We start from the raw sequence: 14,882 nt of genomic DNA, 5'->3' as shown, positions 1-14,882 counted from the left end.
CGTTCCGTTTACTTCTTTTTTGCCGCAGCCCATTTGTCAAGCTGGGTTTGCTTGGCGGCGATAATGTCGTCGATGCCCGCAGCCTTCAGTTCCTTCTGGAATACCGGCAGTGTCGTGGCCGGATCAAGCATGCCGTTCATCAACGCTTTATGGTATTTCGCCACGACGTTCGACGTCGCCGTCATTTGATTGCGAACACGGCGCGAATCGAACGTGAAGCCGTATGCGGCCGAAGGACGCGCGGTTTTGTTAAACTCGGTTTGCACTTCCCAATAGTTGGCCGGGTTGCCGTTCCATACGTGACCGATCGTCTGGTTCGGCCACAGCCAGCCGCTGCTCGGCCTGTAGCCGGTATTGGAGCCGTCGAGTCCTTTCGAATAGTCGATGATTTTCTGACCGTTCGCCGCGCTGCCTACTTCCACATAGTGCTTGTCCTTGATACCGTAGATCATCAGATTGACCAATTCCGGATCGGTGTACATCAAGTTCAGCAGCTTCATCGCCGCGTCCGGATTTTTGGTGCCGTTGCTGATCGCCCATGTTGCCATTTGCACGTCGGAGGTCGTTTTATAGGCCGGAACGATTTCCGATACGACGATTTCCGTTCCGTAATTTCTAGTTTCCTGAACGTCGAAGCCCGGCTTCAGGTTGACGAATCCGCCGAAGGCGTTGCCCGCTTTCATCATCGTGCCCGCGTTTTCGGTGTTATTGATCGCGTCCTTCATGATGAGCCCGTTCTTATACCATCTGTTCATGCGTGTAATAAATTCTTTGTAAAATTCCGTTTCGTACAGGTTGACGACTTTCAGCTCTTTGCCGAAATCCATCAACACGCCCAGGTTGGTCATGTCGTCGCCCAGCGTATCCCAGCCCCAGTTGCGCACCAGTTCGCCGTTGGAAGGGACGACCGGGATGACGTTCGGCTCGTTCTTGCGGATCGTCGTCAGCGCTTCTTCCAGCTGATCCAGCGTTTTGATGTTCTTGTAGTCGATCTTGTATTTGTCCGCAAGGTCTTTTCTCATTTCAAAGCCGTATGCTTTGGCGAGATCGCGGCCTGTCGTAATGCCGTAAATATCGTCGCCGATGCGACCGCTTTCAATATACTCGGGCCCGATCGCTTTCACGAGGTCTTTGCCGTATTTATCGAGCAGCTTCGTCAGCGGAAGAATTTGCCCGTTGTTCGCCATCGTAGCAAGCGGCGTCATATAAATCGGCAGCAGGTCGACGCCTTTGCCGGACGACAGCATCATCGTCGTTTGCTGAACGTAGTTGCCGAAAGCGATGAACGTGAGGTTTACTTCAACGTTCAGCTTTTTTCTTGTGATTTCGTTAATCGCTTTCGTAACTTCTTCTTTGTCGTCTTTGTTCGTGCTCATCATGACGACATCGAGCTTGACAAGATCCTTCTCGCGCAAATCGCCCGCTGCTGCTTCTGTTCCGGTTGACGCCTGACTGCCGCCGGCCCCTTTGTTATCCGCGCTGCCGCAGCCTGCAACAAGCGCGCCGCCCATTACCGCAACCAGTACGGCGGACATTACTCTTTTCATGTTGTGACCCTCCTTAAATGAACCTGTGACCTATCTTAACAAATAAGGCGAGCGCTTTTCTGTAAAAATAATGTCTTCTCCCATCAGAAAAATGACATGTTGCCGAACATGGACGCTGAAGCGGTGCCGCGATAAACAAAATAGACTGCCGAGGCTCTCCCGACAGTCTGAAGGGGCGCCGTTAGCGCCCCTTTCTCACTTCTTCCAGACCTGCTGCCTTTGCGGCCTCCGCTGCTTCACTTTCGCTAGAACGCGTAGCGCTTCAACTGGCTGGTATAATAGTAATATATATTCCCGTAATCGTCTTCCGCTATTCCGTTAGCCCCATTGGTGACGAGTCTGGTTATGGCTTTGGTTGCAGGATCGATTCTGAACAAGTATTTGTTGCGAATCGTGCCGTAAACATTCCCGTCTTTGGCCAGCAGCAAGGAAGCGTCCTCCCATGCACCGGCTGGATAAGAAACGTCTGTGAATTTTTGCTCGAAGTAGGTAAACGAGTCGGTAGTGACGCTATAGATGAACAAATACCCTTCCGCCATTCCCCACACGTTGCCGTCCGGGCCGACGATCAGCTTGGTGATCGCGGTGAGATTGCTGACCGGCAGGCTGACTGTGGCGGTTGTCGCGCTGGCCGTATCGTACACGAACAGCTTAGCTTCCGTTTGCGTGGCCACAGCGCCATTTCCGGGACGGACCGAGCTGCCGCCGTACACTTTGCCATTCTTGTAAGTAAGAGCTGTGACGCTTTGATCCGGCACGATGTTGCGCAGTACGACCGGCGCACCGCCGCCCGCTGTATCGTAAATCGTTAGCGCGCCCCCCAGATGTCCGTAGCCGGGAACGGTGCCGACGAACAAATATTGGCCTCCCGCCGCCATCGCTACCGGCCGATCCTGATGGTCGTTATCAAGCGAGAACAGCTGTACCGGGTTGACGCCGCTGCTGTAAGGCTGGCTCGGATCGTAGCGATAAACCTTTGAGCTTGGATATACGCCAATATACATGTTACCGTTCAGGTTCTGGATACTCTCAGCCTGACCGATTCCCCGGTAGATCGTATCCGGAGCTTCATCATTCGCATCGCCGAGGAATGGCTTGTACATCCCGAGGCCACCGCCGAGAAAACCTGCCGAATACACATTGCCATCAGGTCCTGTCCCGATGACGGTCAGATTTTGCGGCAGCTCAGGCACGCTGAGAATCGTTTTCTTGTTACTTCCAGTCTGCGGGTTATATTTGATGAGCCGCGTGTTGCCCTGGTATTGCCCTACTCCAACTACGGACATTCCGGGATAGTTCGTTTGATCCGCGAGCTGCACGAGCCCGATCCTCGTGAGTGTTCCCGCCGAGAAGCCGGTGGAAACATTGGTTTTGGCAGCAAGGTCGTACGCGTAAAGCTCGCCTGCTTTTGTGAAGTATACTTTGCCGCCCAGTACCGGCGAGACCGAGAGCGAACCGACGCCTTCAATAACCGCATCCTCCGTGACCGTCACCGCCCCGCTAGCATTTTGCTGGACATCCAGCACGAGCAGCTTGCTGCTGGGCGACAGCCGGGCGAACAACTTGCCGCCCACATAGTCCATACTGTAAACAAATTCTTCAGAGGAATAGGCCGTAGGCAAAATGTTCTCTCGGGCGCCAGTGCTGTTGTCGTAACGAATCAGCTTGGCATGGGCGCCGATGCCGAGGTAGGTAACATTGCGGGCGGCGTCATAGGCGATGCTGCGCACATAGTCCTCGGCCGTCTCTATAGGCGGGGTTATTTCAGAAGAACCTGTTGTCGGATCGTACACGAAAGCTTTGGCGTCGGCGAAGCCGCCTCCGTATACCTGGCCTCCTTGGCCCGAAGTCAACGCGAAAATATTGCTAAGCCCGGCGACGGGAGTCCCCAGATTGGTAACACTCGTTCCGCCAGGCGTATACCGGAACAGTGCGCCGTTGTTGTAGGAGCCAAAGAAGACGTCCCCGCTCGTCGCCGTGGCAGCCGACCAGGCTCCGGCCGCTCCACCCATGCCAATCAGCTCGAACGTTTCCGTATCGGTGTCGATGGCGGCCATCCGCGCGTCATAGCCCGTTCCTCCGCTTATCGCAGAATACAGCATATGCTGGTTCGGGCCGATGCCAAATGTCCCTCCGCTTGGCACTGCAGCCATGACCTGCGCGCCAAGATTCGTAAACTGCTTCGTAATGGCGGCATCGTCCCAATATACGGTGCCGGTGTTCGTTTTGTTGGAATAAAGGAGCGCGGTAACATAAGCGGTATTCGCAGGCGCCTTCATGACTGTCTTCATGGTGAGCCATTGGTTCGGCGTAGAACTGCTGGTGAACTTAGAATCGATAACCTGGTCTGCGCTATCCCAGAAGCGAATGTACAAGTTGGCGCTGCCACTCAAAATGTAAGCCTTTGCATAAACAAGGTAAGTTGTTCCCGCCGTAGCGGGTTGCTTGTTGCTTTCCAGACCATATTGGCTCGTCGTGCTTGTGTCGGCAATCTTGACGCTGCGCGTGCCGGAATAACGGTACTCCGCGCTGGACATGATGCCTCCGCTGCCGAATCGGTCCGTCCATCCGGTCAAGCCGTTCTCAAAGTCGGCATTCTCGAACACCATATCGCTTGCAAAAACGGCGGCAGGAAAAGAACAAAGCATCAAGGCAAGGGCCAACCATAAGGAGATCCACTTCTTTCTCTTCATAAGTCCTACCTCCATATCGAGTTTGGCGACAAGCAAGTAAAGCGCCGCTCTACTCGCCTATCGCAGGAATGTCCGATCGGGACAGCAGGCGCCCCAGTGCCGCGCGCAGCTCCTCTTCGGTTTGCAGCTCGAACCAGAACAGCTTGGCCTCGTGGGCAATCGCTTTCAGTTCCATCTCCGTTACGTCCAGATCGGTAAACAGCCGGTAGGAAGGAATGATTTCGCGAAACAGCGTAAACCGCGACGGACGGGCGCGCATATCCTCCCCATTCCATTCCGCAGCCGACCGCGAGCTTGGTAGCGACAACGTTTTTTGCCGAATCGCAAGCTGTGTCTGCGGGCTGCTCAAAAATTGGACGAGCCTCAGCGCAGCCTCCTTAACCGGGGAGTACCGGTTCACGGCAAGTCCGACACAAAGCAGCAGCGTCCGCGGATCGCCGAAATGCGGCACCGATGCAATATCGTAGTCAAGCTGCCCTTGCGGGAATAAGTTCAGGTGGAAATAACTGTTAATCACCATCGATACTTTACCTTGCACAAACAATTTCTCCGTTTCCCCGTAGCTGCTCGTCATCGACAAAAACGGAAACTGCTTCCGCAGTTCCTTACCGAACCGGAACGCTTCAAGAACGCTGTCGTCCAGCCTGGCACGCCCGTCCCCATCGCGCCGAAACTTGCTGTCGTGCTGCAAAAACAGCAATGGCCAACGATTCGGAGACAGAAACGGATAGTAGAAACCGATCCGTTCGTCCGGGATCGTCAGTTTGGCAGCGGCCGCGAACAAATCTTGCCATGTCCAGCTGCTGTCCGGCTCCGGGATGTTTTGTTCCCGAAAATGATCCCGGTTATAGGTCAGAATAACCGGCGAGAACAGAAACGGCTGAACGAGCAGCTTCTTGCGAACGATAAACGGCTTTGCCAAAAACGGATATGTGTCGTCGTTAGACGGCAGCGGCTCCAACGTTTCCAGATGGTCGCGGTCCGCAAACTCGCGAAAATTGTTATGGCTCAAGGTAATAACGTCCACCAACCCGTTATCCATATACGGCTGCAAAACGTGAAAATCCGTTACTGGCATCGGAACGAGCTGGACCCGGATATGAGGGTGCTGCTGCTCGAATTGCGCGAGCAGCTGTTCCAACTTCGCTTCGGCCATAATCGAGAGATGATACCCGAGCTTAACGGTTACCCGGTTGTGCTCCGGAAGGCCGAGTACCCGATTGCCGACACGCGGAATTCTTTCGATCAATTTTTCAGCGGCTAAAATATCCAGCCCTTTGCGGACCGATTGATTGCTCAAATTGTACTGCTCGGCAAACCTTTTCTCCGACGGAAGAAACTCTCCTGCCGGTCGTTTGCCGGATAGGATGTCATCGCGCAGTGTAGACACGAGTTCGTCCAGACGGGAACGAAACGTTGCACGGCTATGTTTGGGGTCCATCGTATATCCTCGCCATTCTGCATCATGGGACGGCTTGCCCCAACTCTCGCAAACCAGATGCGAATCAGATTTTCAACTAACGATATAGTATCGGAGCCTCGTTTCCTTGTCAACGTTGATACCGTCCGGCCAAACAAACCATCCTTGCAACCGGTTATTTGCTCTTCTCCTCCGCGAGCGCCTTCTGCAGCGTTTCCTCCGCTTTGCGGAGCGCGGTGTTGACATCCGAATTGCCCTGCGCGTACTCAATAAAGGAGGCGAACATGGCAGCTTCCTGCGTACGCCCGGGAACATCGGCAAGACCTGGCTTTCGCTTGGGCGCAGGAGGCGCAACATCATAGAAGTAGATGGCGTCCATATGTTTTTTGCTGAATACCGCGTGATCTTTCCCCAAGTTTTTGCGGATTTCTTCATTCACCAGCGTCGTCGTAAATCCGTTTCGCGAATCTTTCATCTGGTTTTCGTCCGACAGCATTTCCATAATAACCTTAAAAGCATCTTCCTTATGTTTGCTTGTTGCGGAAATCGACCAGTACGCAGGGGCGCGCTGCCCCATCTTCTGCGGCGCTCCGGCCATCATCGGAACGGACACGACATCCCAATCTATCTCTGGCGGCAAATTGCTGTAGATGCTTAGACTAGCGACCTGCATCGCCACATTCCCTTTGGCAAACGCGCCCAATTCGAGACCGGAGTTGTCGGCGATCGTATTGTTCGGAATTTGATAGAAGCGGACCAGATTATTAAAAATCGATTTCCACTTCTCCATTTCCCCTACCCCGTCCTTTGCCGGGTCAAGCATGGGCAGGGAAAGCTGGTTGTCGCGAATCGTATTGCGAAGATCGCTGCTAAACCCGCGGTATGTGACTCCACCGTCGGTCGTGCTCAGCTTTTTAGCCAATTCGTAGACCTCGTCATACGACATGCCGTCTTTCGGATAGGCGACGCCGAATTTATTGAACAAGTCTTTGTTGTAGTAGAGAACTACCGGGAAAAACGGCGGCACAGGAAGTCCGTACAGCTGTCCGTCCGGCGCCATATCCTGGATTTCCTGAATGAAGGAAGGATTAAACCGCTTCAGATCGTATTTGTTCGCTTTGACCACATCCCGCATGTCGTACCCGAGCTTTAAATCGAGATAGCCGGCCTTCAGCGTCGGCGTGTCCGTCCGAATCAGATCCGGAACTTCGCCTGCGGCGACAAGCTCTTGAATAGAGGCGCCTTTTCCATTCGCCATAAACTGGAACGTAATATAAGGAAATTTGCTTTCCAGCGCACTGCGGTACCGCGAGTTGAATTCCGCCTCCTGAACCCCTGCCGCATACACCTTCATCATATACGGCTCAGGCGGCTTCGCGGCTTCCTGCGCTCCCTTGTCCGGCGACTTGCCGCCGCTTGAGCAAGCGGTCAATGCTGCCATCCCAACTGCTGCCGCAATCCATTTGATCGATTTCCCTGACATCCTGGTGTCCCCTCCTTGTCGTTAGCTGCTGCCGTTTGATCCGCCTTCCTGATGCCGTTCCCGTCGCTTCACAGCTTCCACCCCTTCCTGCAAGCTTCACCATAACAAACCAGATATTATTCAATATAAAAAGTATTACTAAATTCCGCCAATTCTGAACTCGTTTTTAATATTGGTTTGTATCTGGTTTACACAATTATGAATTGGAGTCGGTGCATTTGTCAACGCCCTTGAATTTTAGACAAAAAAAAGATCCTGCTCGGTTACGAGTAGGATCTTCCAATAGGATTTGCTTTTTCTCTTCAAGTCTGAACGCTGCCGCGACCGACCATTACGAACGCACTATCGCGGTCCGCTCGAACGACTCCCCGCCGACCGTCAGCGTATAGCTGCACGGCTTCTCGCAAACCAGCTCGAACGTACCCGAGTTCAAGTCATAGTTCAGAGTAGCCACAATATTTAAGGAATCGATTACTATCGAAAAATGCTTCGTAAACAAATAACCGCCGACCGTTAAAGCGCCTTTCTCGGGAATGCGCACGCACGCACGGTGCTCGAGCCTATTGTTCTCGCTTTCGCGTCTGACCCGTTCCATCATCTCTTCCGTCGCAAGCCCCCAATGATCGCGGGTGCCAACTCCGGGTAGTTCGTAATAGCGAACGAGCCCGCCCTTCCCCGTCTCCGCCGCCTTGCGGACGAAATTTCGCGAATGGACGGAAGGCACGCGGATATCCGTTTCCCCGTGGGCGAGATAGATCGGCGTCTGCAAATTGCCCAGCAGCTCCAGCCCGCTGCGCGCACGATACGCCATCGGATCGGCATCCGGACTCGGTCCGATCCATACGTCCATCTCGTCACGGAATTCGCCGATGTCGTCATGCTCGTACCAGAGCGCGTAATCGGAGATGCCGCATAGAGCGGTGCAGGCGGCAAAATAGTCGGGGAACTTGCCCACGATCGCCATCGCGTTGCCGCCGCCCCCGCTTCCCGCTTCGAAGTAGACGATATCGGGATCGAGGATGTACTGCGCATAGGCTTTCTTAGCGTACTCGATCGCGTCGATCACGTCGTACAGCTCCCAGCCGTTGCAGTCGGGAGCGCCTTCGGAGAAGCTGCGTCCCCGCATATCGACATCGACCCGCAAATAGTCGTTTCCTTCTACCGGCTGCTCCATATGCTGGAACTTGGGGATGCTCATATGCCAGCCGTGAGTGCCAGCGACAATATAAGAGGGCTTGGCAGGTTTCACGATGCGGGCGGCCAGCATGACCCCCGGCGTACGAGTCGACTCGTAGTAGATTAGATCGCAATATGGCGAAAACTGGCTTTCTTTCGTTTTCGCGTGCTTGCTGAGCCGGATGCTGTCTTCATATTGTTCGTACGGCATCTTTGTCCCTCCATAATACCTGTTTTTTCCTTTATCATACACAACTTGTACTCCCCCGCGTATACAATAGCCGGAATCTTCACATGAATTTCACCCGTCCGCCGAATCCGCCCTTCCGGATGACGGAAAACGGAGGCGCAGCAGTGTTTTCCGGGAATTACACGGGGATTTACACAGAATTCATAGGATTCAGCACGTTATTGCCGGTTTCCTCACGAATTGTGTCGTTTTCTTCACACCAATTTCACAGCGTATTTTTTATAATATAGTATATTGCCTTGTAACCGCTTTCCGTTCAGTTACAAAGTACCATCATTTTATCCATCGAGGGGGTAATCGGCTCATGTCCCGGATCTTGTTCAATCACGTCTACAAGCAGTACGGAAGCAGCAAGCAAAATGTTGTAGATGACTTCAATCTGGAGATCGAAGACAAAGAGTTCGTCGTCTTCGTCGGTCCGTCCGGCTGCGGCAAATCGACCACGCTCCGCATGATTGCGGGCCTAGAAGACATCAGCAAGGGCGAGATCTACATCGACAACGTGCTCGTCAACGATCTTCCTCCGAAAGACCGCGATATCGCCATGGTGTTCCAGAACTACGCTCTGTACCCGAACATGTCGGTATACGAGAACATCGCCTTCGGCTTGCGGCTGCGCAAAATGCCTAAGCATGAAATCGACATCGCCGTTAAGCGGGCAGCACGCGTTCTCGAGATCGAAGCGTATCTCGAACGCAAGCCGAAGCAGTTGTCCGGCGGTCAACGCCAGCGCGTCGCGCTCGGCCGCGCCATCGTGCGCAATCCGCAAGTGTTCCTGATGGACGAGCCGCTGTCGAATCTTGACGCTAAACTCCGCGTTCAGATGCGCTCCGAGCTTATCCGGCTGCACAAGCAGCTCGAAGTTACAACGATTTACGTTACCCACGATCAGACCGAAGCGATGACGATGGCGAACCGGATCGTCGTCATGAAGGGCGGCCTGATCCAGCAAGTCGCTACGCCGGAAGAAATCTACAACAATCCGGCCAATACGTTCGTAGCCGGCTTTATCGGGGCTCCGCCGATGAACTTCATCGACGGCAGACTGGAAGAACACGGCGGGAAATTGGAGTTCCATACGAACCGATTCGCGCTTGAAATCCCGCAAGGCCTCGCGAAAGCGCTAACCGCCAAACGGCTGGTCAACAAAGTCGTGACGCTTGGTATCCGTCCGGAAAACATCAGCGTCGACCAAATCGTTTTCGACGCCTTCCCGAACGCCGTTATGACCGGCATTCATAAATTCAACGAACTCATGGGAGCCGACCGCTTCCTGCACCTCGACGTTGGTTCGCCAAATCTGGTTGTCGTGCGCACAAGCCCGCGCAACTTCTACAACGACGAAGTGAAAATTTCTGTCGCGGTAGATATGCACAAGGCGCTGTTCTTCGACCGGGATAGCGGACAACGGCTGATCGATTAGGAAAGACGAAAGGAGGACCTCCCTTGCAACGTCGCCGAAACAACCACAAACGCGCCGCCATCGCGCTCGCTTTGGCAGCATCGGTACTGGTCGGCCCAAGCCTCGTCAATCACGCTCCCGGGAAAGCGGTGTATGCCGCCGAAAGCACGACTCCTGCGAAGCCTGCACAGGCCGCTTCGACCGGCAATACGATTACGAATTTCGAGCCTTTCTACTTGCAGACTCTGGAGGATTGGACCAAGAAAGGTTATACGAGTTCCACCTCCACTTTCAAAATAGCCGGCGGTGAATTTTCGGGACAATCGCTGAAGCTCGCGGAGTCCGGCTCCTACCAAGGCAAAAACAACGTTTTGCTCTGGAAGAGCGACCGCGACAACTGGGTCGAGTACAAAGTAAAAGTGGATAAAGCCGGACTGTACCAGATGAACTTGCAATATTATCCGTACAGCGTAGGCTCCGCCTCCACGCTGAACCGCAGACCGGTTTCGCTTGCCGTCTCGATCGACGGCGGGTTCCCGTACAGGGAAGCGAGAGCGGTCACGTTCCGCAAGCTGTTCAAGGACGAACTGCCGATCAAGCAGGACGAGAACGGCGACGATATCCGTCCGAGATCGCTATCGGTCGACCGCTGGCTCGACGAGCCTTTCCGCGACAACAACGGCGCCTATAGCGAACCGCTGAAGTGGTATCTTCCGCAGGGCGAGCATACGATCCGGCTGTCCGGCAGCGAGCCGATCGCCATCAGCGGTATTACGATCGCGCCGCCGGAATTGTATGTTGACTACAAAACGTACGCCGCTAAGCTTCCGGAAGACAAGGGCAGCGCTAAGGATGTCATTCGCTTCGAAGCCGAGAACATGACGACGAAAAACGACGCTGCCATCCAGATCGCGGTCGACAAGGACGCTCTCACGCTGCCAGCCGCCGGGTCGCACGAAACATTCAATACTGTTGGCGGTTCCCGCTGGCAGCTTGGCGGGCAAAAGGTAACGTGGGCGTTTACCGTGCCGGAAAGCGGCCGCTACAAAATTTCGATGCGCGCGAAAAACAACACGATATCCAATATGTCGACGTTCCGCACGATCGAAATCGACGGCAAATTGCCGTTTAAGGAATTGCTCAACTACCCGTTCCGTTACGATCTCAAATGGCTTGGAATCACGCTGTCCGATGACGCCGGCAAGCCGTATGAGTTTTACCTCGAAAAAGGCGAGCACACGTTGTCGATGGCCGCCACGATCGAGCCGTTCCAGCCGATCATTATCGAGTCCGAGAAAGCGACGTTCCAGCTGCGGGAGCTTACGGCGGAACTCAAAGCCTTGACCGGTAACGTCGTCGACAAAAACCGTACGTGGAAAATCGACGAGGACTTCCCGGAACTGCCGGCACGCCTCAAAGAGATTCGCGATCAAATGCAGTTGATGGCGGACGACATGCTTAAAGCGAACGGCCGCCTCGAAAATAACGTGCAAATTATGCTGAACGCGGTCAGAGACATGGACAGCTATCTCAAATACCCGAACGAAATTCCGTACCATATGGACGATATCTCGTCCTTGCAGGAAAAAGTCGGTGCCATTCGGGAAACGCTTATCAAGTCGCCGCTTCAGCTCGATCAGATTTATATCGTCCCGGCCAATCAGAACGGCCCGAAAATGGAAGCCAACTTCTTCCAAAGATTCGGTACGGGCGTAATGAACTTCTTCCGTTCCTTTATCAAGAAGGAAGATTTGTCCAACCTGAGCGATGAGGCGCTGAACGTTTGGGTTAACCGCCCTCGCGATTACGTCAACTTGCTGCAAGAGCTGGCCAATGAAATGTTTACACCGCAGACGGGCATTAAGGTTAAAGTCAACCTGCTGCCGGACGAAAACCTGCTCATTTACGCCAACGCCGCCGGCATATCGCCGGACATCGCGCTCGGACAGCCTCAAGACAAATCGATCGACTTCGCCATGCGGGGCGCACTCGAAGACTTGAGCCAGTTCCCGGACTTTAAAGACATTCAGAGCCAATATGCGCCGGGCGCATTGCTGCCGTTTTACTACGACAAAGGGTATTACGCTCTACCTGAAACGCAGTCTTTCAAGGTGCTCTTCTACCGGAAAGACATTTTGGAGAGATTGGGCCTAAAAGTGCCGAACACTTGGGACGATGTGTACAATATGCTGCCTACGCTGCAGCAGAACGGTTACAACTTCTATGTGCCTCCAACCGACTACATTACGTTTGTTTATCAGAACAAAGCGGAGTTTTTCAACAAAGACGGCATCAGCACCGCCTTGAATTCGCCAGAGGCGTTCAAAGGTTTTAAGCAATGGACCGATTTATTTAATATTTACGATTTGGAACGCGGTAATCCGAGCTTCTATCAGCATTTCCGTAAAGGCGACATGCCGATCGGGGTAGCTGACTTCAACACCTTCATCCAGTTCTCCGTCGCCGCGCCTGAACTTACCGGCTGGTGGGGCATTGCGCCGCTCCCGGGCTTCAAGCAATCCGACGGAACGGTCGAACGCTGGTCCTCCGGCGGTCAGACGACCGGATTTATTTACAAGAGCTCGAAGAAGAAGGAAGAATCGTGGACGTTCCTGAAATGGCTGCTCTCCGCAGACGTGCAAGAACGTTATGGCTCCGACCTAGAATCGTTCTACGGCATCATGTTCCGCTGGAACTCGGCCAATATCGAGGCGTTCTCCCGTCTGCCATGGCAGAAGGACGATCTCAAGGTCATATTCGAACAATGGCGCTGGTATAAGGAAATGGCGAACCCGCCGGGCTCCTACTTCGTTCCGCGGGAACTCAACAACGCCTGGAACCGTACCGTCGTCGACGGCATGAATTATCGCGAATCGCTCGAGGAAGGCATCGTCAACATCGATCGCGAGATGGCGCGGAAAGCTCAGGAATTCGGCTTTATTTCTCCTGACGGCACCGTACTCCATACGCTGGATCTACCGCAAGTCACCAAACCGTGGGAAGGGGTTGACCGATATGTCCCAAAATGAAGCCGGAATGACGGTTCCCCTGAGCAATAACCGGAAGGCCGGATTCGGTACGCGAGTGAACGACTACATGAAGCTGATTTGGTCGTACCGGATTTCTTATCTGTTTATCGCACCGTTTCTGCTCTGTTTCTTGGCTTTTATTGTAATCCCTGTCGTACTGGCTATCTTGCTTAGTTTTACGTACTTTAACGCCCTGCAGCCGCCCCGCTTCGTCGGCTGGCAAAACTACTTGTATTTGCTATCGCAGGACCTTATATTTTTGAAAAACGCACTGCCGAATACGATCAAATTCGCTCTGCTGATCGGACCTGGGGGCTACATCGCCTCCTTCATTCTGGCGTGGCTTATCTCGCAGCTGCCGAACTTTCAGAGAACGATATATGCGCTCATCATTTACAGTCCGTCGCTGGTCGCCGGCCCGGCGATGGCCGCGGTCTGGATTCCGCTGCTTTTGGGCGACCGGATCGGTTATTTGAACAGCATGCTGCTTGGGCTCGGCATCATCGACAAGCCGATCCTGTTCGTAACGGACGTCAAGTATTTGATGGGCTCGATGGTTGTCGTCACCCTCTGGGGCAGTATGGGCGTCGGCTTCCTCGCCCAACTCGCCGGCTTGCTGGGCGTCAACAAGGAGCTGTACGAGGCGGGCCGCATCGACGGCATCAAGAGCCGCCTGCAGGAAATCTGGTACATTACGATCCCTTCGATGAAACCGCTAATGCTGTTCAGCGCCGTTATGGCGATCGTAGGCGCATTCAAAGCGGGTGCAATCGGGCAGCAGCTTTCGGGCCAGTTCCCGACGCCGCAATATGCCGGCCACGTGCTGATGAGTCATATTCAGGACTATGGGGAAGTTCGCTTCGAGATGGGTTACGCGTCCGCCATATCCGTCTTCCTGCTCGTCATGATGTATATGGCCAATAAGCTTAGCCATAAGCTATTCGGAACACGAGGTGATGAATAATGGCTAGCCTCGCTAGTAACCCGGTCAAACGTTTGTTTACGTCGATCCGGAACAAAAGAAAAAACAGGGTCGAAAGAGCGGATTCGTTCCAAAAGGTGCTGTATGTGCTCCTTACGCTGCTGTCGCTGTTTATGCTGATTCCGATCGTATTCGTTTTCGCTCAATCGCTAAAGCCGTATCAGGAACTGTTCCTAGTTCCGCCGCGGCCTTACGTTGAAAATCCGACATTCAACAACTTCAGGGAGCTGTTCGTCCTGTCGAGCTCCTCGGTCGTGCCGGTAACGCGCTACTTGTTCAACAGTATCGTCTCAACCGTCCTGACCGTTATCGGCGTCGTCATCGTCAGCGCCTTGTGCGCCTACCCGCTGTCGAAGCACGAGTTTCCGGGACGTAACGTATTGTTCGCGACGATCTTGCTGACGCTTATGTTCGCGGCGGAAACCGTCGGCATTCCGCGATATCTGGTTGCATCAAATCTGGGTATCATGAACAACTATTTGGGTCACTTGCTGCCGCACTTGGCGGCTCCGGTCAGCGTATTCCTGATGAAGGGGTTCGTCGACACCAATGTGCCGAAGGAGCTGCTGGAAGCGGCCAAGATCGACGGGGCGCGAGAATTTACGATCTTTTTCCGAATCGTCATTCCGCTTATTATGCCTGCGGTCGCCACAGTCGCCATCCTGACGTTCCAGGCGGCATGGGGCGACACGGAAACATCCCGTCTGTTCATGCAAGACGAGTCGATGAAGACGTTCCCGTTCTTCCTTAGCACGATTACGACAGGTGCCGTAAACAACGTCGCAAGACAAGGGGCAGCCGCAGCTGCAACGCTGATTCTGTTCCTTCCGAACTTGCTGTTCTTCTTGTTCTACCAGCGTAAAGTTATCGCCACAATGGCGCATTCCGGCATCAAATAAA

General features: G+C 53.8%; 9 protein-coding genes. 4 read left to right on the top strand and 5 right to left on the bottom strand.

The genetic code is table 11. The annotated features are described in order from the left end of the window. Positions 1 to 8 precede the first annotated feature (8 nt). From D7M11_RS10475 to D7M11_RS10455, 5 genes are all read right to left on the bottom strand, one after another. Positions 9 to 1,547 (bottom strand): ABC transporter substrate-binding protein, encoded by a 1,539-nt coding sequence (locus D7M11_RS10475; RefSeq protein WP_120747152.1) that lies wholly within the window; start codon positions 1,545 to 1,547, stop codon positions 9 to 11. A 245-nt stretch (positions 1,548 to 1,792) separates the two neighbouring features. Continuing rightward, entirely contained in the window at positions 1,793 to 4,240 is a 2,448-nt protein-coding gene (locus D7M11_RS10470) for a carbohydrate binding domain-containing protein (protein ID WP_120747151.1), read from the bottom strand. 49 nt (positions 4,241 to 4,289) lie between these two features. After that, positions 4,290 to 5,681: an extracellular solute-binding protein gene (locus D7M11_RS10465; protein WP_120747150.1), complete on the bottom strand. Its 1,392-nt coding sequence runs from the start codon at positions 5,679 to 5,681 to the stop codon at positions 4,290 to 4,292. Positions 5,682 to 5,835: 154 nt separating this feature from the next. Next, positions 5,836 to 7,143, bottom strand: coding sequence for an ABC transporter substrate-binding protein (locus D7M11_RS10460; RefSeq protein ID WP_120747149.1), 1,308 nt, complete (start codon positions 7,141 to 7,143; stop codon positions 5,836 to 5,838). Positions 7,144 to 7,474: 331 nt separating this feature from the next. Next, positions 7,475 to 8,530, bottom strand: coding sequence for an alpha/beta hydrolase family protein (locus D7M11_RS10455; protein ID WP_120747148.1), 1,056 nt, complete (start codon positions 8,528 to 8,530; stop codon positions 7,475 to 7,477). Between the two features lie 343 nt (positions 8,531 to 8,873). Between D7M11_RS10455 and D7M11_RS10450 the strand changes: the two genes are divergently transcribed. Genes D7M11_RS10450 through D7M11_RS10435 form a run of 4 tightly spaced genes read left to right on the top strand, consistent with a single transcriptional unit; the run spans position 8,874 to position 14,881 of the window. Beyond that, positions 8,874 to 9,992, top strand: a complete 1,119-nt coding sequence (locus D7M11_RS10450; protein WP_120747147.1) for an ABC transporter ATP-binding protein — start codon at positions 8,874 to 8,876, stop codon at positions 9,990 to 9,992. 23 nt (positions 9,993 to 10,015) lie between these two features. Next, positions 10,016 to 13,000, top strand: a complete 2,985-nt coding sequence (locus tag D7M11_RS10445; RefSeq protein WP_120747146.1) for an extracellular solute-binding protein — start codon at positions 10,016 to 10,018, stop codon at positions 12,998 to 13,000. Further along, complete coding sequence (locus D7M11_RS10440; RefSeq protein WP_120747145.1) at positions 12,987 to 13,964, top strand: carbohydrate ABC transporter permease; 978 nt, start codon at positions 12,987 to 12,989, stop codon at positions 13,962 to 13,964. Before D7M11_RS10445 ends, D7M11_RS10440 begins: the two co-directional genes overlap by 14 nt. Continuing rightward, positions 13,964 to 14,881 carry a carbohydrate ABC transporter permease gene (locus tag D7M11_RS10435; RefSeq protein ID WP_120747144.1) on the top strand — a complete coding sequence of 306 codons (918 nt, stop codon included), beginning with the start codon at positions 13,964 to 13,966 and terminating at the stop codon, positions 14,879 to 14,881. Before D7M11_RS10440 ends, D7M11_RS10435 begins: the two co-directional genes overlap by 1 nt. Position 14,882 lies beyond the last annotated feature (1 nt).

It is taken from the genome of Paenibacillus ginsengarvi (assembly GCF_003626695.1).
GTDB classification, from domain to species: Bacteria; Bacillota; Bacilli; order Paenibacillales; family NBRC-103111; genus Paenibacillus_AB; species Paenibacillus_AB ginsengarvi.
This window is presented reverse-complemented; position numbering and strand designations above follow the sequence as displayed.

Bases quoted from the DNA above. Each gene is read 5' to 3' on its own strand.
- D7M11_RS10475 (WP_120747152.1), bottom strand. From the start codon at position 1,547: ATGAAAAGAGTAATGTCCGCCGTACTGGTTGCGGTAATGGGCGGCGCG.
- D7M11_RS10470 (WP_120747151.1), bottom strand. From the start codon at position 4,240: ATGAAGAGAAAGAAGTGGATCTCCTTATGGTTGGCCCTTGCCTTGATG.
- D7M11_RS10465 (WP_120747150.1), bottom strand. From the start codon at position 5,681: ATGGACCCCAAACATAGCCGTGCAACGTTTCGTTCCCGTCTGGACGAA.
- D7M11_RS10460 (WP_120747149.1), bottom strand. From the start codon at position 7,143: ATGTCAGGGAAATCGATCAAATGGATTGCGGCAGCAGTTGGGATGGCA.
- D7M11_RS10455 (WP_120747148.1), bottom strand. From the start codon at position 8,530: ATGCCGTACGAACAATATGAAGACAGCATCCGGCTCAGCAAGCACGCG.
- D7M11_RS10450 (WP_120747147.1), top strand. From the start codon at position 8,874: ATGTCCCGGATCTTGTTCAATCACGTCTACAAGCAGTACGGAAGCAGC.
- D7M11_RS10440 (WP_120747145.1), top strand. From the start codon at position 12,987: ATGTCCCAAAATGAAGCCGGAATGACGGTTCCCCTGAGCAATAACCGG.
- D7M11_RS10435 (WP_120747144.1), top strand. From the start codon at position 13,964: ATGGCTAGCCTCGCTAGTAACCCGGTCAAACGTTTGTTTACGTCGATC.